We start from the raw sequence: 21,185 nt of genomic DNA on the forward strand, positions 1-21,185 counted from the left end.
TCGCGGCCGAAGCCACCGACCTCACCTTCACGGTCGACTCGATCGCCGCCGTCCTGGCAATCACCACCCACACACTCATCGTGTGGACCGCCAACAACCCGCTCGGGACCGTGAGGTACTGGGGTGGGGACTACCACCAGATCGACAGCTCCCGTTACCCGGCGGAAGGGGAGTCCATCGATCGGATCGGCGTCAGCAGCCAGGACACGACGGGCAACGTCACCAAGACGAGCGTGACCGTCTCCCTCGAAGGGAAGGCGCTGTACGGCATGATGGAGACGAACAACTGCGCTCTGGGCGGCGCCAGCGGCGGGCCGGCACTGAACGGAACCACGGCCTTGGGTCTTCTCTCCGGCGGCACCGCCGAGACCGTGTGCACATCCTCCTCCAGCGGCACCTACCGGAACTACTTCACCAAGGTGCAGACCGTGCTGAATGAACGCGGCCTTCACGTCTACTGACGGCACTGGCCTGTTCAGCTGCCGTAACCGGTGAACCCTTTTTGGCCCGGCCACGTCACAATGACAGAACAGCTAGCCGCCGCTCCGCTTCGTCCGGGAGGGCACATGCGCTTTAGTGCATCGCGCTCGGTCAGTCTGCTTGCTGGGGCTACCTTGTCCGCTGTCGGCCTGGCGGCCATCTCCGGTTGCGGCAGCCAGAAGGAGGCGGCCGGCAGTGACACGGATGTACTCACGGACCGCGCCCGGCAGGTCGCCGCGGCCTGGGACGGCTCAACCGCAGCTGCCGCGTGGCATGCTGGCTACTACCCCATGGGAGAAGCGGTCCAGCTGCCGCGCGGCGGCCTGCGCAGCAAGGCTGACAAGCAGGCCTACGAGGTCCAGAACTGGGTCTGCCGCACGATCGGGTGACATCTGAACTGGCTTGCCCTGTGGGGCGGGTGGGAAGGATGTCGCTGTGCCCAAGCCTTATCCGGAAGAGTTCCGCGAGGACGTCGTGCGGGTCGCGAGGAACCGCGGCCCGGGGGTGACGGTCGAGCAGGTGGCCAAGGACTTCGGAGTCCACCCGATGACGCTGTGGAAATGGATGCGCCGCGCGGACATCGATGACGGAGCCAAGCCCGGGACGACCAGCCAGGAGAGCGCGGAACTGCGGGAAGCACGTCGGCGGATCAAGCTGCTGGAGCAGGAGAACGAGGTCCTTCGCAGGGCCGCGGCCTATCTGTCGCAAGCGCATCTGCCGGGAAAAGGATCTACCCGCTCGTGAAAGAGCTCGCCGCTGACGGGGTGCCCGTCACGGTGACGTGCCGGGTGCTCAAGCTCGCCAGACAGCCCTACTACCGCTGGCTGGGCAAGCCGGTCGCCACCGCTGTCCTTGCGGAGGCATATCGCGCGAACGCACTGTTCGACGCCCACCGCGACGACCCGGAGTTCGGCTACCGGTTCCTGGCCGATGAGGCCCGTGGTGCCGGCGCCGGGATGGCGGACCGGACTGCCTGGCGGATCTGCCGGGACAACCGCTGGTGGAGCGTGTTCGGCAAGAGGCGCGGCCGGAGCAGGAAGGCCGGCCCGCCGGTGCACGACGATCTCGTGAGCCGCAACTTCACCGCGTTGGGCCCGAACCGGCTGTGGCTCGCAGACATCACCGAACACACCACCGGTGAAGGGAAGTTGTATCTCTGCGCGGTCAAGGACGTCTTCAGCAACAGGATCGTGGGCTACTCCATCGACGCCCGGATGAAGTCCCGCCTGGCCGTGACCGCTCTGGACAACGCCGTCGCCCGACGCGACCAGGTGGACGGGTGCGTTCTACACAGTGATCGCGGATCGCAGTTTCGGTCCCGGAAGTTCGTCCAGGCCCTCGGCCGCCACCGGATAGTCGGTTCGATAGGAAGAGTCGGGGCGGCCGGCGACAACGCGGCCATGGAGTCCTTCTTCAGCCTGCTGCAGAAGAACGTCCTCGACCGCCGAACGTGGACCACCCGTGAGGAACTGCGGATCGCGATCGTGACCTGGATCGAGAAGACCTACCACCGACGCCGCAGACAAGCCGCCCTCGGCCGGCTGACCCCCGTCGAATTCGAGATCGTCATGACCACACCGGTCCTCCAGGCCGCGTGACCGAACCTGTCACCCGAACCTGCATCAGACCCACTTCGTTCTGAGAGGCGAGTTGCCCGGCACCGGGCCGAAGGACGGCCAGGTGACGTGGGCCGGGGACGGCTCACTCACCCGTCCGCTGGTCGGTGCGGACGAGTCGTACAAGACCTTGGTCGGCACCCGCGTCGATGGAGAACCGCACCTCACGGTGACCGGGGCGGAGCTGGGCGAGATGACGCTGGCCACCAGCCGTGGACCGGCGACGGTCCCGGCTTGGCTCTTCACCCTGGACGGCTATGCCACCCCTCTCAAGCAGGCGGCGGCCATCCCGTCAAAACTTCCCCCGGCGCCGATCAAGGCCGCCCGCGACATCCCTGGCCATCCGATCAACCGGCTCGTCCGGATCGCCGAAGACGGGCGCTCGGTGACCGTGGTCGCCCTCCACGGCGTCTGCGACGACGGTCCCGAGGTGGACGTGCTGGAAACGAGCAGCAGCGTCGTGCTGTCGGCCGCCGTCAAGGACCACAAGGACGACGGCACCTGCACCAAGCAGGCAAGAATGCAGCAGGTGACGGTGAAACTGGAACGCCCTGTGGACGACCGCGTCCTGCTCGACGCGCGCACCGGCCAGCCCGTCCCCTACAAGGGGTTGCGCGGGATCTCGGCATCGCCGAGTGGGAGCTGACTCTGCCGTTTCCGATCCCTGTTCCGCTGCGCTCCCGCAGCGGAACAGGATTCGACAACGCTGCCGAGCTTATCGGCCAGTTCACCACTCGCAACGCTGTGACCTGCAAACAGAAGGGGTACAGCTTCTGACGGCGATGACGCGGTCACCGGTTGACCTGGGCCATCAGCTCGCGGTTGGCCGCCCGTGCCGCAGCGAGGTCCTCGTCCCGTTCGTCGAGTTCCGCGCGGAGGTCGAGGATCTGCAGACCCTGCGCGCAGTTCCCTGACCCATGGGCCCATAGGAACCGGCGCACCCCGACCGACGGTGGGCCGCTTCACCCAGACATGCACCTGGGCGAAGCGGCTCGTCCGGACATTCCGCCACCAGGGTCGTCAGCTTCGGCTTCGAACAGGCGGGCCTGACGATCACCGTCTGCGCGGCCTGCATCGGAAAAGCCCGCCTCGTGTTCGCCCCGCGGCACGAGGGCAGTAGGTCGACACCGATGTCGGTCCGCTCGGGCATGATCGGCTCCGATCAGACTCAGCGGTGGGGTGGTGTGACGTGGGCGAGTGGCAAACCGATCCGACGTTCGCGATGTGCCGGGCGTTGACGGACGGGGCAGACCTGTCCTCATTCGCGGGCGGGCAGTTCGACGTGCGGGCGGTGGTGGCAGCCATCCGGCCCGAGGCGAAAGACGGATTCCTGCTCGACGAAGTCCCCTGGGAGCACTTCCCGCAGGGGGATCACGTCAGGGAGGCCGTGCACCTGCTGCACACCGGCAACTCGCCCGTTCCCACCGGAACGGGCGTCGTGAGCGGCATGTGTGCCAACGACATGCGGGCCGCCACCGCGCTCGCCGTACCGTTCCTGATCCGGATTGCAGCCGACACCCGCCACCCACAGCGTGCCGACGCGCTTACCGAAGTCTCCGCCCCGGCCCGCGCCCGCTACTTCGGCGTCGCCTCCCGCGACCAAATGCTGCGCCATCGCGCCGACAGCCAGTACGACAACCTCTACGACGATTACGACGTCGAGGTGACCGGCTACCCGGCGGGCTGGTCGGTCGCCGCCGCCCGGGCCGCGATCACCGCCGACACCACCCTCCTGGAGCCCCTTCTCGACGACCCCGACCCCGCAATCCGGATCCACGCCGCCTACGCCCTGGCCACGGCCACCGACCCCGACCGCACGGTCCGTGCCGCCTTCCGCACGCGGCTCGACCCCGAGCGGGACCCGATCGTCTGCGCCGCACTGGTCCTCGCCACTGCCGAAGTCACCCGCACCCACCCCCATCCGCCGACCACCGCATGGATGCGAGAGCGTTGGCGGGACCGGACGCAGGGGCCTGAGGTCCGGCTGGCCGCTGCTATCGGCTGGCTCTGCCTCGCCGACGAACCCGTCCCCGACGACCTGCGCGCCGCCGTCGACGACCTTGCCACCGACGAGCGCGTCCACGCCATGGACGCACTGCCCTGGATGGCCGCCGCCGGCGGATCCCACGAGACAGGACTGCGGCGCTGCGTTCGAGAGATGCTCCACCCCGAACGGCCCGATCCGGCGGGGTACGACGACCCGTGGGCCCCGCGCCGCTGACGGCGGAAGCCGACCACCAGTACGCCCCCTGGTTAAGCGCGACCACACCTACTACCCAGCCAACCTCGCGGTCGTGGAGGACTTCCCCGGTGAGGACCTGATGGACCTGGTCGACCGCGACCCGCGCGCCGAGAACCAACAATCGCACGCCTCGCCGAGGCCTTAGCCGCTCTGTGCCCCCCGAGGCGCCGTCTTTCAGCAAGGTGGCCCTGATCGACGGAGACGAAACGTCGCGGACCCCGCGACCAACTGCAGAAGGGCGAGCAATTCCAGATCCGCCCTCAGAGTCAGCTTGTGGCAGCAGCCCAGGTTTCTCCGGGGAATCCCTGTCCCTCACATGCCTCAACGGGGCCTGGCTCGCCATGGTGCTGCTGCACCATGGGACTCACATGTCCGCCCAAGTCCGGGCATGCAGATAACGCGGGTGTTGCAGGAGTCCATGTCGGCATCGACCCAGTGCCTGAACGACGTGCGTTGGTAGCCGTCGCGGGACTCGGCCGCAGTCGGCAGCAGGTCGATGCCCGCAGCAAGCGGCAGGGGAACGGTCCGCGTCTCGTGTGCGGGGGCCGGCTCTGGGGTTGCGATGTAGAGCCAGCCCAGCAGACGCTCGTTGGGCTGTATGCCCAGCAGGCGGCGGAGCTGAGCAGATTCGGTGAGACGGCCGGTGGGCCAGATGCTCCCGAAGCCGCGTGCGTGCAGCAGGAGCATCAGAAAATTGGTCATGGCGCTCGTGGCGGCCAGTTGCTCCCATTCGGGCACCTTGTGGTCGCTGAGCGGGGTGAACACGAGAGTGGCGAGGAGCGAGGGGCGGCGGGTCTGAGATGCCGTGCAGGTCAGGGCCTGTGACAGGGGGCGTCCGCAGCCCGCGGAGCAGGCACGCCCATCCCGGCGACACCCGTAGCGGTCACGGCCCGGCGCAGCAGATCCGCGTGCGGAGAAAGGTACCTGCCGTCCCGCGCGCAAGCGTCGACGAGCTCATCGCAGGAGCACGGCCCGAAAGCCCCGGCACATGGTCCACCCGCCAGGAGCGGATGCCGTCTGATGTCGGCCACCGCCGTACTCACCTCCCCGCCGGCTCCAGCAGTCGGCATGACCCTGCCGCGCCAGATGCCAAGCCGGCGCGCTCCGTAACTCCCTGCGACGGCACCCGCTGCCACGGCCGAGGCTTGCTCCTACTTCCCGAGCAGGCGTTGATGGAGGGGTTCCTGCTCTTTGGTCCGGGCCGGGCGGGCGCCCCGTCCTTTCGCGTGGACCCGAAGGCGGTACCAACCCGGGCCCGCGGGGTTGAGGGAGGGCGGTCCGTGGACCGGGCCCTGTTCCAGCGACTCGATCTGCGGCAGGCCCGTGGAGGCGTGCACGCTCACCTCCACGACCTCTTCCCAGGTGTCGTCCGCCGGGGTGGCGGGTGGGTGGGTGAGTGAGAGTTTGGGCTGTGAGACGGATGTGTCCCGTGTGGATGCCGGTGACGATGGGCACCCCCTCGGACATGGGCGCTGCAAGGCCGTTTGCCCAGTCGGCCGTCTGGACGGGGATCTCACCAAAGTCGAGGACATCGAACGTGCCCTCGGGGACGTACACGTTGTGCTGGGTAGTCATCGGGTCCTCCTGGTTTCCTCTCTGGATTGGCTGGTTCGGGCTGTGGACGGATGTGGTTGCTCTAGGGTGCGTGGCCGTGACAACCGTTTCGGGTGGGGCTTCGTGGCGTGACCAGCAGTTCGCGTTGCTTGCAGGGGCGCGGATCATCTCGGTTCTGGGTAACGGGTTTGCGCGGGTGGCGTTGGCGTTTGCGGTGCTGGCACTGCCGGGGGCCGGTGCGGGTCGGCTGTCGTTGGTGGTGGCGTGCCAAGCATTGCCGCAGTTGGTGTTCATCCTGGTCGGCGGTGTGATCGCGGATCGTATGTCACGTGCGCGGTTGATGGTCGTGGCCGATGTGCTGGGAACGGTCGCGTATGCGGGGCTGGCGGCGATGGTGCTGACTGCTCACGCGCCGCTGGTGGCGATGTGCCTGCTGGCGGTGGCGGCCGGAACGGCCACAGCGTTGTTCGCTCCGGCGATGGATGGCCTGGTGCCGCTCGTCGTGCCGAGAGACCGGTTGCAGCGGGCCAACGGCCTGTTGCGGGTGGGCACCAACAGTTCCATGTTGCTGGGGCTTGCCTTGTCCGGAGTGACCGTGGCACTGATCGGTGCCGGTTGGGCCCTCGCGCTCAACGCCGCTTCGTTCCTTGTCAGTGCGGCCCTGACGGCCCAGTTGAAGGTTGTCGCGCGGCCGCGTAAGAAGGCGTCGGGTTGGGACGATCTGCGGGAGGGGTGGCGGGAGTTCGCCTCTCGGCAATGGCTGTGGGTCGTGGTTGCTCAGTATGCGGTCGTGGTGGCCGCGCTCAATGCAAACGTCGGAGTCCTGGGCCCGCTGACGGCCGAGCAGCGTCTGGGCGGCGCGCGGGCGTGGTCGGTGATCGTTGCTGCGCAAGCGGTGGGCACCATCGCCGGTGCCGGACTCGCCGCTCGTGTGCGGGTAGAGCGTCCCCTTCTGGTGGCCGTGCTCTGCACATTTCCCGCTGCCGTACCGATCGCCCTGCTCGGCGCCGCAGCGCCCGTCTGGCTGATCGCCGTGGCCATGTTGGGCGCCGGTGTCGCCAGTGACATCTTCGGTGTCCTGTGGACCACCACCATCCAGCGCGAGGTCCCCGAGGAGGCTCTGTCCCGCGTCAGCTCCTACGACTGGTTCGGCTCCTTGGCCTTCGCTCCCCTCGGTCTGCTGATCGCCGGCCCGATCGCCACCGCCGTCGGCACCAGCCAGGCCCTGGCAGGCTGCGCAGCCCTCATCGTCCTGGCCACCGCAGCAACGCTGCTCTCCCCACAGGTACGCACCCTGCGCGCCCCCACTCAGCCACCAGCCGAAGCCCGGGACGAGAACCACCACAGCAGCGCAAGTACGGCAGATACAGACGCTGGGCCGGCAAAAGCGCAGAGCGCCGGTCCGGGCAGAGAGCATCGCTGCCACCAACGCGATGATCGCACCGAGACCGCCTGAGAAGTCCTATCGGGACCTGCCGCCGCAGCCACCGCAGCGCCACGCCCATGGCCGGCCATCCGGCAGGGGCTGTGCCGAAAGTGGACCTCCGCCCCCGCCAGGGGGAAACACGGGACAGAGACCCACCTCCCCATCACCCAGGCCGACTGCCCCGCTCCGCACTTCGACGACGCCTGCGCGCAACCGTACCGGGTGGCAGCCGCCTTCGGGCTGCAGGCCTGCTACCTGGCGTCCTGATGGCAGTGGCGGACGCCGGTGCAACGGCGAGACGGTGAGCGTCCGGACAACGAGGTGCTGCTCAACACCGTGGCGCAGAGGCAGCTGGCCGGGTGGTGTGGGATGCCGGCGGCGCATCTGGCGCGGGCGCTGCCGTCGTGGCAGACCGGGCCGGGAGCGCCGGACCGCTCCTACGGTGCCGGTCGCACGCCTCGCGGACCCACTGAGGGTCCAGGCAGGCCAGGCCGATCCAACCCGGCGAACCTTCCCGGTCAGAGCACCAGCGCTTGGCGGCGTCAGGCTTTGGGGGGTGTGTTCGGTCATGGTGCGGCTCGGTCGTTGGTGGCGTCGAGGTTCGTGTGGGACGGGTGGGCTTCCGGTTCTCGTCAGTGTGACCGTAATTTGGACGGGGGCGTGCTGTCACCGGACCGCGCGGCTTCGACGCGTCGTCATAAGGGTTGTTCTGGAGGCGAGTTGTGGAACCGTACGTAAAGCTGGCGTTCGCCATGCGCGACACCCCCGGTGCCTACGCGGTCCTGCTGGGAGCCGGAGCCTCGGTCGCGGCGGGCATGCCGTCGGCGTGGGATGTCCAGCAGCACCTCATCGAGCGTCTTGCTGCCGCGGAGGGCGCCTCGCACATCGGGGACCCGCACACCTGGTACCAAAAACGCTACGGTCGTCCCGCCACGTATGACGATCTTCTGGCGGCGCTCACGAGCACCCCTTTCGAGCGACAGGCGATGCTGCGCTCCTACTTCGAACCCGACAAGCAGGAACGCGAGGACGGCCGTAAGCAGCCCACGGCCGTACATCGTGCGATCGCCCGTCTGGTGGCTGCCGGGCACGTCCGTATCGTGCTGACGACGAACTTCGACCGGCTCATGGAGACCGCACTGCGCGAGGCCGGCGTCGAGCCGGTCGTCGTCGCCAACGCCGATGGTGCTGCGGGCCTTGCTCCGCTGCACACCCTCAAGTGCCTCGTCGTCCACGTCCACGGCGACTACCTCAACCCCACGAGCATGCTCAACACCCCCGAGGAACTCGACCGCTACGCCCCCGAGGTCGATGGGCTGCTCGACCGTATCTTCGCCGAGTACGGGCTGGTCATCTCCGGCTGGTCGGCCACGTGGGATCCCGCGCTGCGCAACGCCCTTTCCCGGAGCAGCACCCGGTTCTTCGCCTCCTACTGGACCGACCCGAAGGAGCTTTCGGTGACCGCCCGCGAACTCCTCACCCACCGGGGCGCCACGTACGTCCGGACCGACGCCGACGCCTTCTTCTCCCAGGCCGCCGACGCCGCCGCGGCGATCACCGACGCCGTCCGGCAGCACCCGGCGAGCATCGACGTCTCCGTCGCCGTCGCCAAGCGTGCCCTGTCCGGTACCAGGGTGGCGATCTCCCTGCACGACACCCTCCGCCGCGAGATCAGCCGTGTCGCCTCCCTCCCCCTGCGGAACAGCGGTCCCTGGCAGGTCACCGACACCGCTGCCGAGCACGGCCGCCGGCTCGAGACGCTGGAGGCCGAGGCGGAACTGTTGCTCGCCCTGGTCGCCACGACCGCCTACTGGGGGCGCACCGAGACCGACCGCTGGTGGCTCCGCGACATCGAGCAGCTCGGCACACACCACGACAAGTACGGCGACACTTCCCTGCTCAGACTGGCCCAGGCGCCCGCCACCATGGTGATCTACGCGGCCGGCATCGCCGCCCTGGCCGCGGAACGGTGGGGCACCCTCGTCCGCATCCTGCACGAGCCTGTCGTCTACGGCCCGCGCGGCGAAAGACCGTATGCCGCGGCGGGGCTCCTCAGCCCCGAGTGGACACTGGGGCTGCCCCAGGCCTCCGAACGCCTCCACATACAACTGAACGACGTCTTCACCCAACACCTGGCCCTCAGTGAGACCACCTACCTCGAGGCGTGGGAGCGCTTCGAGTACCTGCGCCTGCTCGTGCAGTGCGATGCCGGACTGGGATTCAGTGAGCCGCACATCCGCCTGCCCGGGTATCTCGACGACGCAGCGCCCGTCACCTGGCTGGACAAACAGGTCGCCCTGTACGGCGACAACCTCCCCCTGATCCGTGAAGGCCTTCTCGACGGAGACTCCCGCCGACTCCAACAGGCCAGGGACTCCACGAGCAACACGTTCATCGCGATGGCCGCCCGGCAGCGGCTCGGGTAGCGGCCGTCGACACCCACGGTCTCCCCCGTTCGGCCCCGACCGTTACGGTGGGCCGGTGCCCGATCCTCTCCCCTAGTGTCCTGAGTCGGGAATTCGGTTCAGATATCCGGCGAGGCGTTCGAGGATCTCGTCCGAGCTGGACAGCCTGGTCCTCGACGAAGCCGGCTCCACGGTGGGCGGCGACGAGGGTGAAAGCAACTTTCGTGGCCGCCGCTGCCGGTGGTCCCATCCAGATGGTGCGGCACGCGACAGGCACGATCTACGCGACCGACTCGGCAGAACACCCCCGCACCGGCGGGGAGAACAAGAGCCCGATGGTGTCGGCCCCGTAGCCCTGCGGAACACTCCCGCACCGGCAGGGAGGACCCAAGCCCGACCGGGGTCGTCACGGTGGCGTTCGGACCACCCCCGCACCGGCGGGGAGAACGCCCCCGTCCTCCGCGCCCTGCGGTCGCAGTGAGTCGAGACTGTCCCTCAGTTCGCTCAGGCTTCTCCTTCCCCGGTGCTCGCGCTTGCACCCACGATCGCCACCGCCTGTCCGCTCACTCGCACGCGCGGGTCCGTGGTGGATGCCTCGACCTGGAGCAGGCTGGAGCGACCGAGATCCTCCCCCTGGCGGATGGTGAAGGCACCGGAGGGCGGGAGGGCGCCGAGGGCGCGCAGGTAGCCGCCGAAGGCGGCGGCCGCGGCGCCGGTGGCAGGATCCTCGACGACACCGCCGATGGGGAAGGGGTCGCGGGCGTGGAAGAGGTCCTGGGCCTCACGCCAGACCAGTTGGAGCGTGGTCCAGCCGTGACGGTGCATCACTTCGGCCAGAGCGTCGAAGTCGTAGTCGAGGGCCGCGAGACGCTCGCGGGTGGCCACGGCCAGAACCAGGTGCTCGTTTCCGCCGAAGGCGACGTGCGGTGGGAGTGCCGGGTCGAGGTCTTGTGGGGACCAGTGCAGGGCCGCGAGGGAGGCTTTCACCTCCTCGTCGCTCGCCCGCCGGGAGCGGGTGGGGACGCTGGTGAGCGTCGCCGTCACGGAGCCTTCGGGTTCTGCAGAAGTGTCCAGGGCGATCTCACCCGCCGGTGTGTCGAAGACGAGCGGGCCGGGGCCGATCCGTTCGGCCAGGGCCACCGCGGTGGCGACGGTTGCGTGGCCGCAGAAGGCGACCTCGGCAAGCGGGCTGAAGTAGCGCAGTCGGAACCGGCGCGACGCGTGGTCCGCAGCGGTGACGAACGCGGTCTCCGAGTAGCCGACTTCGGCGGCGGTCGCGAGCATGGCGGCATCGTCCAGTGCGGCCGCGTCGAGCACGACGCCGGCCGGGTTGCCGCCGGCGGGGTCGGTGGTGAAGGCGGTGTAGCGCAGGATTTCGGGGCGCATCTGCAGGCTCATGCCCCTACCGTGGCACTGTACAGACATCCATACAAACAATGGATGCCGATTGAATCCATCGTGCGTATCCGATGCTCAACGCCATCGTCGGCGGCCTGGACACCCGACTGCTGCGGGCGGCCGGCACGACCATGGTGCCCAAGCGCACCACCGTCGATGCCTGGATCGACAGCTTTGACGGCGCGGCGGATGCGGTGCGTGCCGCGGACGGGCTGTGGAGCCAGGCGTGCGTCGAAGAGCGCGGCCGGCTGACGCAGTTGCATGTATTGCGCCCGAACTCATCTGTGACGATGTCGACTTGAGCAGTGCGTCGGCGGTGGTGTTCGAGCAGGCCGGGGCGCTGACCCTGTGCGAGATCGGCGGTCGTTCGGGTCATCCGGGCACCCGAGCCCCATTGCGCTGGGGCGTCGGGCGGCTCGCGGATGGCCCTGGTGGAGGTGATGCTCTGCCTTGCTCCGGCCGCCCGACGGGTGGTCGGAGCAAGAAAGAAGTCCGCGAGGACCGTGACGGCGTGCCCCGTTCCGGCTCAGCTCGCGTCGCGGAGCATCGGGGCGGCCGGGGCCGAGGCTGTGCCGAGGGCCAGCACCACGGTGGCTGTGAGTGCCGCGGGCAGGTGGTCGGGGGGCATGAGGACGACCGACCAGGGCTGGGGCTGACCGTTGCCGCCCGAGTTGCCGATGAGCATCATCGTGATCACCCAGGCGGCGGGAGTGATGGCGGCCGCCTGGTGACCGGCCACCCGCCGGGCACACAGCATCAGCCCGGCCAGGAACGCGGTGTTGCGGCCGGCCGTGTTCGCGGTCGGGGCGTCGAGGAGCACCGTGACGGTGTAGGCCACGGCCACCGTGGCCAGGACGGTGATCAGGATCAGTGCCTGGTCGAAGCGGGGAACGGGACGGCTGCCCGAGGTCTCGGCGGCGGGGAGCCTGCTGCTGAGGCACAGCGCGAGCCCCATGCAGGCCAGGAGCGGGGCGAACAGAACCAGGGGCCGGGCGGCGCCGCTGCCCAGGGAGGGGAGGTCGACCAGCGTGTCCCCGGCCGCCGCGGTCAGTGCGGCGTATGCCACGAGAGTGGCCGTGAGGATCGGGATCTGTCGCGTTTTCAGCCACAGGTGCATCGGTTCAACCTTCCGTCCTGGCGACGGCCGGCATGGTCTCCGGAGCGGGTTTGCAGTGCTGGAGCAGTGTGACGTTGCGGGTGAACCACGACAGCTGCTCGGTGGAGGACCGCTTGGTCTGCTTGTCCACCACGGACATCACCTGGGGGTCGGCGGCCAGCTTTTGACTGTACTGACTTCGGATCTCGTCGGCGTCCATACCGGCCTTGACCATGAGCCAGGCCGCGAGCGTGCCCGCATGGCCGGTGCGGGTATCGGAGGTGGTGGGGCACGGCGGGATCGTCGGCAGCGCCGACGCCGCGATGCTCGCTCTCACATCCATGTCGCTCATGTCCCGCTGGAGGAACAGCCGCCACGTCCGCGCATCGATGTCGGCCGCCTCGGAGACGAACGCGATTTCCTGCGGCGGCTTCAGGCCCGCGTCGACGAGGCGCGGCACGATCTCCTTCGCAGTGGCGTCCAATTGGTCCAGGCTGCCGGCCGCTTCCAGGGGGACGCAGATCCTGGGGGCCTCGCCGGTGCACACGGGCGGGTCGGTGCGGGCGCGCAGCGGCGGGTCGCCGTTCCAGTCGCGTACGGGCAGGATGGCCGCGACGGTGAACACGCTCAGGCAGACCAGGGACGCGGCGGCCGCGGCACCGACGCGCACGACGCGGGTGTGACGCCACCGGGCGATCTGGGCGCTGACCAGGACGGCCGTCAGGAAGCCTGTGGCCAGCACCATCGGTACGACGAGCGCCACCGGGTTCATGGTGATGGTGACGTCTCCGTAGGGGGCGGCGAGCCATCCGGTGAGTTCCCGCAGCCACATCGGGTCGACGACCGTGACGGGCATCACCAGGCACAGGTAGTCGATCACGAGGATCAGGGGCGTGGCCAGGATCCGCGGCAGCACCATGCCGAGCCCGTAGCCCAGGACGGTGTGGGCGGTGATGAGGTACCCGGCCATGGCCAGCACGCCCAGGTGGGGCCAGTCATGTGCGGCGCCGGTCTCCAGGCGCACGGTCAGCAGGCACATCATGACCCCGGCCACGCCGAGGAGTGCCACGGGCCACAGTGTGCCGACGGCGATGACGTATCTGCCGCGCACGGCCGCCAGTCGGTGGATGCCCGCCTTCCTCATGCGTCCGGCCTCCCAGGCCGCGAAGGCCGCGCAGGCGGGGGCGTAGAAGGGGAGGGTGTGTCCGACGAGAGCGGTGTTGCCGGCCCAGTAGGCCGGCTCGTTCGCCGCCTCGTGGCTGGTGACCAGCCACACCCAGGCGAGGACCAGAGGAGCGATCCAGATGACGCTGGTGGTGCGCAGTGCGGTTGTTATACGCACGCCGCCTCCTCCTGGACGGTGGCGTAGTAGGCGGCCTCCGCGAGGCGGCCCGGTGCGGTGCCGGACGGGGCCAGGGCGAGGAAGTCGCGTACCGCACCGGCGTAGCGGATGACGCCGCCGTCGAGGACGACGACGTGGTCGTAGGTGTCCTCCAGATCCGCGACGTCGTGGGTGGAGAGCAGCACGTGCTGGTCGAGGCCGCCGAGGATCTCGTGGAAGACGCGTCGCTGGCGCGGGTCCATGCCGGCGGTCGGCTCGTCGAGCAGGAGGACTTCGGCCTCGTGCACCAGTGACTGGGCGACGCCGACCCGGCGCTGCTGCCCGCCGGACATCCGGCGCACCTTCTGGTCGGCCATGTCGGCGAGTTCGACGCGCTCGAGAGCTGCGAGGGAGGCGTCCCAGGCGTCCCGGCGGTTCATGCCTTTCAGCCAGCCGACGTAGGCCACTTGTTCGCGGGCGGTGAGCCGGGGAACCGATTCGATGTGCTGAGGCAGCCACGCGATGCGCCGGCGGTACTCGGCCAGGTCGCCACGCCGGTCAGGCCTGCGCCTGCCGTAGGCGACGGTGCCGGCCTGCGGCCGTAGCACGGAGGCGGCCAGGGACAGGACCGTCGACTTGCCGGCGCCGTTGGGGCCGAGGAACACGGTCCGGCCGGGCGGGAAGGCGAAGGTGAAGTCTTGGATGACCGGACTGCGGCGGCGATAGCCGAACGCGGCCGCGTGGAAGCCGATGGGCATGGTGTGTGCTCTCTGAACGGTGGGGGGTGGAAGCCCGCACCGGTTCGGTGCGGGCCCTGAGCCGGCTCAGATCACCACATGTGCACGCGGCTGGCGCTCAGCGTCGGTCCGCTGCCGGCACCGTTCGTGCTCCCGTTCACCGACTTGATCTGGAAGAAGAGGTCATCGCCCTTCCTCCCGGTCCACTCTCCGTGGGACTGGCCTCCGTCGAAGCAGGCGGTGAAGGTCTTCGTCTCCCAGTATTCGTTCGGCGTGGTGTAGTTGTAGTTGATCAGCTGAAGCGAGGTCGACTCGTCGGTGTACCCGTGATCCGGGGTTCTGCAGTCGTAGAAGTCGATGATCGTCGGGGCTGTCCCGATGTCGGTCTTGCTGGACTGGAAGCCGGGCCGCACGCCCGAGAGGTAGCTGTCGATGGCCTGTACGGAGATCCCCTCCTGCTTGCCTCCGACGGCATCCTCGGCGGACGCGACTGGTGCGGCGACGAGCGGTAGCAGGGCGGCGCATGCAACAACCGCCGCAGCCTTCGTCATACTGAGAGAAGAACGCACGGATCACTCCTGGTGTGAGGCGTTCGCGAGGCCGGGATCGGCCTCGCCGTCCCCTTCGGGATTACGGCCCGGAGGGGACGCCAAGCTTCACTTGTGGTTCAGACCACACGGAAGATCATCTCCCTGAACGTGATCCTTCTGTGATCAACTCCCGTTCATGCAGGCGCATTTGTGTAGTTCCTCAACAGGGATCTGCTGATCGAGTGCCGAGTGCGAAGCCGCTCCGGCGCTGAGCCCGGTGGACACGTCGGCACTCCCGTTCGAGGCGACATGCCCAGTAAGCTGCGATTTCGCTGTTGCCGTACAGGTGCGGAGTCCGAGGATGGCCTCGGCTCCGGCAAGCCCGCCCGCTCCGCTCGGGCGCCGGTGATGTCGTGGCGGTGGCCGATGACGGCACGGCCGTTGCGGCCGGATAGGGGCGGAGGCCGCTGAGCCTCGCGACGCAGGCAAAGCGGAAGAGGAGACGGTGGTACCGGTACGGCGGTGACAGGACGAGCGATGGGCCACCCACCTCACCGCGGACCGCCAACTCCACACCCCCGAAAGCCACCTGCACGTTGCGAGGAAGACAGTGAAGGACGTCGCCGGCGAACAGATCAAGCTCGGGGCGTTCCTGGACAACGCCCGTCGTCGCATTGGAAGGTTGGGAGCAGCGGCGCACGGCGCTCGATGAACCCGGCATGCGCTGGTAGTCCTGTGGGTGCCGGCGAGGATCACTGCGAGGTGTTCTCGTCCAGCGCTTTGACGGTCACGCCTTGACAGGTCCGCTGCCCGGCTCCTTCACGATGCGATCGCCGACCGCGATCGACTTCCACAGTCCACGGTCGATGCGTACCTTGATGAACTGGCCGTCCGCACGCCTCACCTTGACGAAGTGGTACATGTTCGCGCCGTCGAGCATGCCCCGCGATTTGTCCTCAACGATGCCTTCCCAGGCATCGTCCGGTCCTGGTTTGCGAGATTTGAACATGCCGTAAGGCTACGGAGGGCGACAGGCGTGGTGCAGTGCCAAGGGGCACACATACGGCAGTACAGGTGTCACACAAGGAGCCCTACAAATGTCCTGAGCAGAGCAGTGCAGCAGCGAAAGCCCTCAGGGCACGACACGCCGGCCATGGCCAACGCTCCATCGGGAGACTGCCGCCGCATGTGACCGCGTGGCCGGTCGTGGATCCGCCGTCACCTGCTCCAGAGGACAGGCGGTGCGGGCTCAGGCCGCATGGAAATCGTCAGCGTGGCAGCGCATTGCAGCGGCTCGACCGGTTCGGCGTCCTGGCGGCACTTCGACGGGTGAGGCCTCTGAGCCGGGACGTCTCCACTCGCGAACGCTCCCCATTGCTGAGGCGTGTCCGGCGGACCAAGCTGCGATCGGCACGGTCTGGCAGGCCACGCACTACGATCACGTGATGTTTGAGTACCACGGTTGGATCACGGTCAGGGAGACCGCAGTTGGTGACGACGATGAGGCCCGTCTGCGACAGATCGTCGATGAGCTTCGGCTTCGCATCGCTCAGATGGACAGCCCGTACTTGCTTGACCTCAGGTGGATGAACGGCGAGCCGTTCATCCACCTCGGCGGCTGCGCCAATCACCGATCGTCGCCTGATGTCGCCGAACTGTTCGAGCATGTGGCGGTGGTTGCCCCTGGTTCCTACGGGCTCCTCCACGTTCGCGATGACGAAGAACCGGACCACGAAAACGAGGTACGCGTGCTCAGGCTCGTGAGGGGCGTGGTCACGCAGCACACGGAGGCGCTGCTGTGCGCCGGCTCGATGGCTGCGGCACCGCCTCCGCGTTCGCGCAGAGCCGGTCAGCGACAAGGCGGTCGCCCCTGACTTGCGGCAGCAGCCGCTCCTTGCCGTCCGGTCACGCCTGAGAACACCGGCCGACAGGTCGAGCACTGGGACGAGTCCCGTGACCGTCGGTGCAGGGGTTCAGGACTGTGCCGGGCTGCCGCACATGCGGTGCGGCCAGCCCTTGACGGAACCCGTCACAGGGTTCGGCTTGCGGTCCATCGCCGTGCACGGAAGCAGTGAGGACGTCACGGAACTCTTGGGGCGGGCGGCGCGGAGGGTATCGGCATCAGCCCTCGCCGCTCCGGTGCCGACCACCAGCACCGCCAGGGCCGCCCAGAGGGTCACAAAGGAGGCCACGACCTCCACCCGTCGGTTGCGGGCGGCCATGGGGCTCGTGCGGGTATCGGACATTTCACCACTCCGGGGATTGGGGGTCCTCCGCGGGAGCGCGAAGGCTTGTTCGGGGTTGGAGTCTCGCGAGAGGGCAAGTTCTGCATCGAGGAGCCCTGGAGGTCGCTCGCACGGGACGGCGATCAGGGCGGTAGCGCCACGTCGACCACGACGGAGGGCGACAAATAGGACAGTAGCGCTTACCTCGCACGCAAGTAAAGATTATGCTCTTAAAATGCGCAAAAGGTGAGATGGCGCACAAGGGGCACACTTCCGCGAGACCGCAATGTCCGGCGGGGCAGAGGGCGAACCGGCTCCGGGGCACCGAACCTCACAGCCTCGGCCGATGCCGGAGCGCGAGGCCGTGGCGGATGGGTGGCAGATGCGGTGAAAGCTCGGACGTGTACGCGTCGGCGATCTGTCCGGAGACCGTTCCCTGCGGGTCGGCGACGGGGCAGCCGGGTCAGGCTGCGGAGAGGTTGGCTGTCAGACGCTCGAGGAGGGACTTGGCATCCTCGATCTCCCAGGGACTGAAGCCGACAGCGTCCCTCATGGCGGCGGGGACGGCACGAGCGCGCTCGCGGAGCTCGGTCCTTTGCTCGGTGAGAGTGATCCGTACCGAGCCACTCAATGACTGTCCGTGCGAAGGCGCCCGCAGTGCGTGATCGTCGGGAGGGGTACGCACAGTACGCAGCTTCTCGGAACCTGGCCGGTCTCGCCTGCCCGGTGTCGGAGGGCTCCTGCATGAGGCCACCGTCGGGCGCGGGGGCAGTGCCGATCGACAGGCTGTGGCACGCCGCCCCGGCTTTCCCCGCGATCAGCGAGGTCCGGCTGAGGCTGCTGGAGACCCACCGAGGCTGACGGCGGTCGCTGCGGGTCGACCGGGCCCTGTCGGGTGGACGCCGCCTGCGGCAGTTTCCGCTCGCTATGCCCTGATCGCCGACGGCGAGCAGCCACACCCTTTGGGCTCACCTTGGCCGGACCTCCGATGCCGGGCTGCACGGCTCACGCTCCCGGCGCCGGAAGGCCTTGTCGGATGCGGGTGGCCAGCCACAGGTCGAAGCGGTCGTCGCCGTCGTCGAAGTTGCGGCCGGTCAGGCGCATGGCCTTGTCGATGCGGTTGCGGACGGTGTGACGGTGGACGGCAAGGCGGCGGGAGGTCTCGTCCCAGGAGCCGCCGGTGTCGAGCCAGGTCGCGAGGGTGCGGACCAGGCCGCCTGCCGGGTCGGCGGAGTCGAGGGGGGCGAGGACGGCATCGGCGTAACCGCGGAGCGCTTGGCGGTCGCCGAACCCCAGCAGCAGGCGCGCGGAACGCGCCTCGCGGGCCTCGGCGGGGTGGCCGAGCGCGCGGCTGACGCCGACCAGCGCGCGGGCCTGGCGCAGGGACCCCGTGGCTGCCTCCGGCGGGACGGCGGGGCCGATGCCCGCTGGAGAACCGGGTGCGAAGCGGGTGAGCACGTCGAGCAGGCCGAGGTCCTCCCCGACGACGGCCTCGACCAGGCCGTCGTGGACGCGGACCAGACCGCCCGGCACGGCGAGGGCGAGGTCGGCCGCCACGTCGGCGGGGGTGGCGCCGCCCGCCGGTTCGACGGCGACCGTACGGACGGTATCGGTGGACAGGCCCGCCACCGAGAGAACGTCGCGGGCGTGCTCCTGCGAGATGCCCTCGTCGAGCAGCCGGCGCAGCAGTGCCGAGCGGCGTCGCCGCTCGGGTTCGTCGGCCAGGTGGCGGCGCTCCAGTTCCAGTGAGAGCAGCGAGACCAGTCCGGAAGCCGGCATCCGGTCGTCCGGAGTGAGCGCGCCGACGAGCACGAGCAAGCCGCGCAGCCGGTTCGCACCCAGCGGCTGGACCTCGACGCCGAGGCTGCCCGCCGTGCTGCTGGCGGTGGCGCGTAGGCCGCGCGCGGCGACCTTGTGAACCAGTTCGGTGACGCGCGGCGGCAGGCCGTGTGGGCCGAACTGGTCGAGGCTCTCCAGTCCGACGGAGGCGATCGGGCGGCCGAGCAGGTCGGTGACGGCGGCGCCGACGCCGGTCGCGTCGACCCAGGCCTCCAGCGTCGCGGTCAGGCCGCGCCCCGAGGCCGCGGCGGCGGTCAGCCGGCGCTGGGCTTGGAAGGCCCGCTCCAGGGCGCGGTGCTGTTCGGCGGCCTTGGCGGCGAAGACGGCTTTGGTGATCGCGATGAACGGCACTTCGTCCGGGACGGTGAGCAGCGGCAGACCGACCTCCGCCGCGGCGGCGATCAGCGGGGCTGGGGCCTGTTGGTGCGGTAGGTCCTGACCGAGGCCGAGCACCAGCGCGCTGGCTCCGGCCGTCGCGCAGTCGAGCACGTAGGCGCGACAGGCTTGCGTCGTCATGGGGAGTAGCAGTCCGATGGTCATCAGCAGCTCACCCCCTTGCAGCCACTGTCCCGGGCGGAGTAGTTCGGAGACGTGGGCCGCCTCGACCGGACGGTCCAGCGGGTCCGGCGCGGCGACCACCGACAGGCGAAGCTCGGGTAGCGCGACCAGGTCGGCGAGGCGGAGGGACATGTACACAGTGTCCATCAGTCCGATCAAGAATCGACTCCGTGACCATCGTCCGGTGGCGGGAGGTCGCATACGTTCCTGCTACCACTCCGCCTCCGTGCAAGTCTGAAGGGCCTCATGGACCAGCACAGACACCACTCTCCGCATCTCGACGGCGGGTCTCGCGCCGAGAGTTCCAGTTCTGGTGGCGTCATTGAGACGCGCTCCATCGACTATGTGCCTGCCCGCGAGCGGCACGGCAGGGTCTGGCACCAGGGACCGTTCTGGTTCACCGGCAACTTCGTGCTGACCACGATGGTCACCGGCTTCATCGGCCCCTCGCTCGGGCTGGGCCTGCGCTGGTCGGTGCTGGCCGTCGTGCTGGGCGCCTGCTTCGGCACCTTCTTCATGGCCTTTCACGCCAACCAGGGCCCGCGGATGGGCCTGCCGCAGATGATCCAGTCGCGGGCCCAGTTCGGCATCCGCGGCGCGATTGTGCCGTTCGCGGCCGTGGTCTTCGTCTACATCGGCTTCAACGTCTTCAACGTGGTCCTGGCGACCCAGGGCCTGCAGACGATCCTGCCCGGCGGCACCACCCTGTGGTACGTGCTGCTGATCGGCCTGGCGATCGTGCTGGCCGTGGTCGGCCACGACCTGCTGCACGCGGTGCAGCGCTGGCTCACCTACGTGCTGATCGCCGTCTTCGGCGTTCTGACCGTCGGTGCGATCGTCCAGCTGCACCCGCACGCTGCGGCGGGTGGTTCGGGCGGCGGCGGGTTCACCGCGTTCCTGGTGGTCTTCTCGGCCGCGGCCGGTTACCAGATCAGCTACGCCGTCTACGTCTCGGACTACTCGCGCTACCTGCCCAAGGACGTTCCGGCCAAGAAGGTCATCTGGTGGACCTACCTCGGCGCGGCCGGGTCGGCCGTGTGGCTGATGTCGCTGGGCGCGCTGCTGGCCTCTTCGCTGCCGAACCCGGACGCGATCAGCGGACTGCGGCAGGTCGGCAACGACATCCTGCCCGGCTTCGGCACCTTCGCCGTGGTCGTCTCCTCGCTGGCCCTGATCTCGATCATGGCGGTCAACGCCTACGGCGCGATGCTGACCTCCACCAGCGCGGTCGACGCCTTCCGCAAGGTCCGTCCGACCGTGAAGTCCCGGATCGCCGGCATCGTCGTGATCGAACTGATCGTCTTCGTGGTCGCGCTCGCGCTGCCCGCCGACTACCTGGCGAACTTCAACAACTTCGTGCTGCTGATGCTCTACTTCCTGATCCCGTGGACCGCGGTCAACCTGGTGGACTTCTACTTCGTCCGCCGCGGCCACTACGCGATCACCTCGATCTTCGACCCACGCGGCATCTACGGCCGCTGGTCCTGGCAGGGCCTGACCGCCTACGTCGTGGGCTTCGCGGCGATGATCCCGTTCTTCGCCACCTCCTTCTGGACCGGCCCCGTCACCGAGGCGCTGGGCGGCGCGGACATCTCCTTCGCGGTCGGCCTGGTCGTCGCCGGCGTCCTGTACTACGTGCTCACCCGCGGCCTGGACCTGAGCGCCGAAAAGGCGGCGATCGCCGCGAGCGACCGTGAGCTGGAGGGCGAGGACGCGGGCGGTCCCGATGCCCGCAACGGCTCCCCGCTGGGGGCCTGA

The 21,185-nt window shown here is 68.9% G+C and carries 20 protein-coding genes; 10 read left to right on the forward strand and 10 right to left on the reverse strand.

The window, feature by feature from the left end; genetic code table 11:
• The 4 genes from ACZ4IF_RS41980 to ACZ4IF_RS41995 all read left to right on the forward strand — a co-directional run.
• On the forward strand, positions 1-461 hold a 461-nt coding region (locus tag ACZ4IF_RS41980), incomplete at its 5' end, for a S1 family peptidase (protein ID WP_467573706.1).
• Between the two features lie 153 nt (positions 462-614).
• Positions 615-869 carry a hypothetical protein gene (locus ACZ4IF_RS41985; RefSeq protein WP_467573709.1) on the forward strand — a complete coding sequence of 85 codons (255 nt, stop codon included), beginning with the start codon at positions 615-617 and terminating at the stop codon, positions 867-869.
• Positions 870-915: 46 nt separating this feature from the next.
• Positions 916-2,078, forward strand: a protein-coding gene (locus ACZ4IF_RS41990) for an IS3 family transposase (RefSeq protein WP_467573711.1) whose coding sequence is annotated in 2 segments (ribosomal slippage) — positions 916-1,200 and positions 1,203-2,078 — 1,161 coding nt in all. Because the reading frame shifts where the segments join, the coding sequence is not laid out codon by codon here.
• An 82-nt stretch (positions 2,079-2,160) separates the two neighbouring features.
• Positions 2,161-2,742, forward strand: coding sequence for a hypothetical protein (locus tag ACZ4IF_RS41995; RefSeq protein WP_467573714.1), 582 nt, complete (start codon positions 2,161-2,163; stop codon positions 2,740-2,742).
• A gap of 145 nt (positions 2,743-2,887) precedes the next feature.
• On the opposite strand, the gene ACZ4IF_RS42000 is transcribed toward ACZ4IF_RS41995, so the two are convergent.
• Positions 2,888-3,037, reverse strand: a complete 150-nt coding sequence (locus ACZ4IF_RS42000; protein WP_467573716.1) for a hypothetical protein — start codon at positions 3,035-3,037, stop codon at positions 2,888-2,890.
• A gap of 248 nt (positions 3,038-3,285) precedes the next feature.
• On the opposite strand from ACZ4IF_RS42000, the gene ACZ4IF_RS42005 reads away from it, so the two are divergent.
• The gene (locus ACZ4IF_RS42005) at positions 3,286-4,317 is read left to right on the forward strand and encodes a HEAT repeat domain-containing protein (RefSeq protein ID WP_467573719.1); all 1,032 of its coding nucleotides are present in this window, start codon (positions 3,286-3,288) and stop codon (positions 4,315-4,317) included.
• A gap of 342 nt (positions 4,318-4,659) precedes the next feature.
• Here the strand turns inward: ACZ4IF_RS42005 and ACZ4IF_RS42010 are convergent, their stop codons facing one another.
• Positions 4,660-5,103 (reverse strand): nitroreductase family protein, encoded by a 444-nt coding sequence (locus ACZ4IF_RS42010; RefSeq protein ID WP_467573721.1) that lies wholly within the window; start codon positions 5,101-5,103, stop codon positions 4,660-4,662.
• 886 nt (positions 5,104-5,989) lie between these two features.
• On the opposite strand from ACZ4IF_RS42010, the gene ACZ4IF_RS42015 reads away from it, so the two are divergent.
• Together ACZ4IF_RS42015 and ACZ4IF_RS42020 are read left to right on the forward strand one after the other, a co-directional pair.
• Positions 5,990-7,348, forward strand: coding sequence for an MFS transporter (locus ACZ4IF_RS42015; protein WP_467573724.1), 1,359 nt, complete (start codon positions 5,990-5,992; stop codon positions 7,346-7,348).
• Positions 7,349-8,040: 692 nt separating this feature from the next.
• On the forward strand, positions 8,041-9,744 hold the full coding sequence (locus ACZ4IF_RS42020) for an SIR2 family protein (RefSeq protein WP_467573727.1): 1,704 nt from the start codon (positions 8,041-8,043) through the stop codon (positions 9,742-9,744).
• A 483-nt stretch (positions 9,745-10,227) separates the two neighbouring features.
• Here ACZ4IF_RS42020 and ACZ4IF_RS42025 read toward each other — a convergent pair whose 3' ends face one another.
• The gene (locus ACZ4IF_RS42025) at positions 10,228-11,121 is read right to left on the reverse strand and encodes a PhzF family phenazine biosynthesis isomerase (RefSeq protein ID WP_467573730.1); all 894 of its coding nucleotides are present in this window, start codon (positions 11,119-11,121) and stop codon (positions 10,228-10,230) included.
• Between the two features lie 71 nt (positions 11,122-11,192).
• Here ACZ4IF_RS42025 and ACZ4IF_RS42030 point away from each other — a divergent pair, with 71 nt between their 5' ends.
• Positions 11,193-11,423 (forward strand): hypothetical protein, encoded by a 231-nt coding sequence (locus tag ACZ4IF_RS42030; RefSeq protein WP_467573734.1) that lies wholly within the window; start codon positions 11,193-11,195, stop codon positions 11,421-11,423.
• Between the two features lie 224 nt (positions 11,424-11,647).
• Here ACZ4IF_RS42030 and ACZ4IF_RS42035 read toward each other — a convergent pair whose 3' ends face one another.
• The 5 genes from ACZ4IF_RS42035 to ACZ4IF_RS42055 all read right to left on the reverse strand — a co-directional run bounded on the left by ACZ4IF_RS42035 (position 11,648) and on the right by ACZ4IF_RS42055 (position 15,814).
• The gene (locus ACZ4IF_RS42035) at positions 11,648-12,238 is read right to left on the reverse strand and encodes a hypothetical protein (RefSeq protein ID WP_467573738.1); all 591 of its coding nucleotides are present in this window, start codon (positions 12,236-12,238) and stop codon (positions 11,648-11,650) included.
• A gap of 4 nt (positions 12,239-12,242) precedes the next feature.
• Positions 12,243-13,559, reverse strand: coding sequence for a DUF7224 domain-containing protein (locus ACZ4IF_RS42040; protein WP_467573741.1), 1,317 nt, complete (start codon positions 13,557-13,559; stop codon positions 12,243-12,245).
• A complete protein-coding gene (locus tag ACZ4IF_RS42045) occupies positions 13,550-14,296 on the reverse strand; it encodes an ABC transporter ATP-binding protein (protein WP_467573744.1) in 747 nt (248 codons plus the stop codon). The genes ACZ4IF_RS42040 and ACZ4IF_RS42045 overlap by 10 nt, the downstream gene beginning before the upstream one ends.
• A 71-nt stretch (positions 14,297-14,367) precedes the next feature.
• Complete coding sequence (locus ACZ4IF_RS42050) at positions 14,368-14,826, reverse strand: hypothetical protein (protein ID WP_467573747.1); 459 nt, start codon at positions 14,824-14,826, stop codon at positions 14,368-14,370.
• Between the two features lie 766 nt (positions 14,827-15,592).
• Entirely contained in the window at positions 15,593-15,814 is a 222-nt protein-coding gene (locus ACZ4IF_RS42055; protein WP_467573750.1) for a DUF7489 domain-containing protein, read from the reverse strand.
• Positions 15,815-16,250: 436 nt separating this feature from the next.
• Here ACZ4IF_RS42055 and ACZ4IF_RS42060 point away from each other — a divergent pair, with 436 nt between their 5' ends.
• Positions 16,251-16,679: an Imm7 family immunity protein gene (locus ACZ4IF_RS42060; protein ID WP_467573754.1), complete on the forward strand. Its 429-nt coding sequence runs from the start codon at positions 16,251-16,253 to the stop codon at positions 16,677-16,679.
• 99 nt (positions 16,680-16,778) lie between these two features.
• Here ACZ4IF_RS42060 and ACZ4IF_RS42065 read toward each other — a convergent pair whose 3' ends face one another.
• Positions 16,779-17,051, reverse strand: coding sequence for a hypothetical protein (locus ACZ4IF_RS42065; protein WP_467573757.1), 273 nt, complete (start codon positions 17,049-17,051; stop codon positions 16,779-16,781).
• 984 nt (positions 17,052-18,035) lie between these two features.
• Entirely contained in the window at positions 18,036-19,559 is a 1,524-nt protein-coding gene (locus ACZ4IF_RS42070) for a PucR family transcriptional regulator (RefSeq protein ID WP_467573760.1), read from the reverse strand.
• 114 nt (positions 19,560-19,673) lie between these two features.
• On the opposite strand from ACZ4IF_RS42070, the gene ACZ4IF_RS42075 reads away from it, so the two are divergent.
• A complete protein-coding gene (locus ACZ4IF_RS42075; RefSeq protein ID WP_467573762.1) occupies positions 19,674-21,185 on the forward strand; it encodes a purine-cytosine permease family protein in 1,512 nt (503 codons plus the stop codon).

Source organism: Streptomyces sp. NPDC025784, assembly GCF_055558435.1.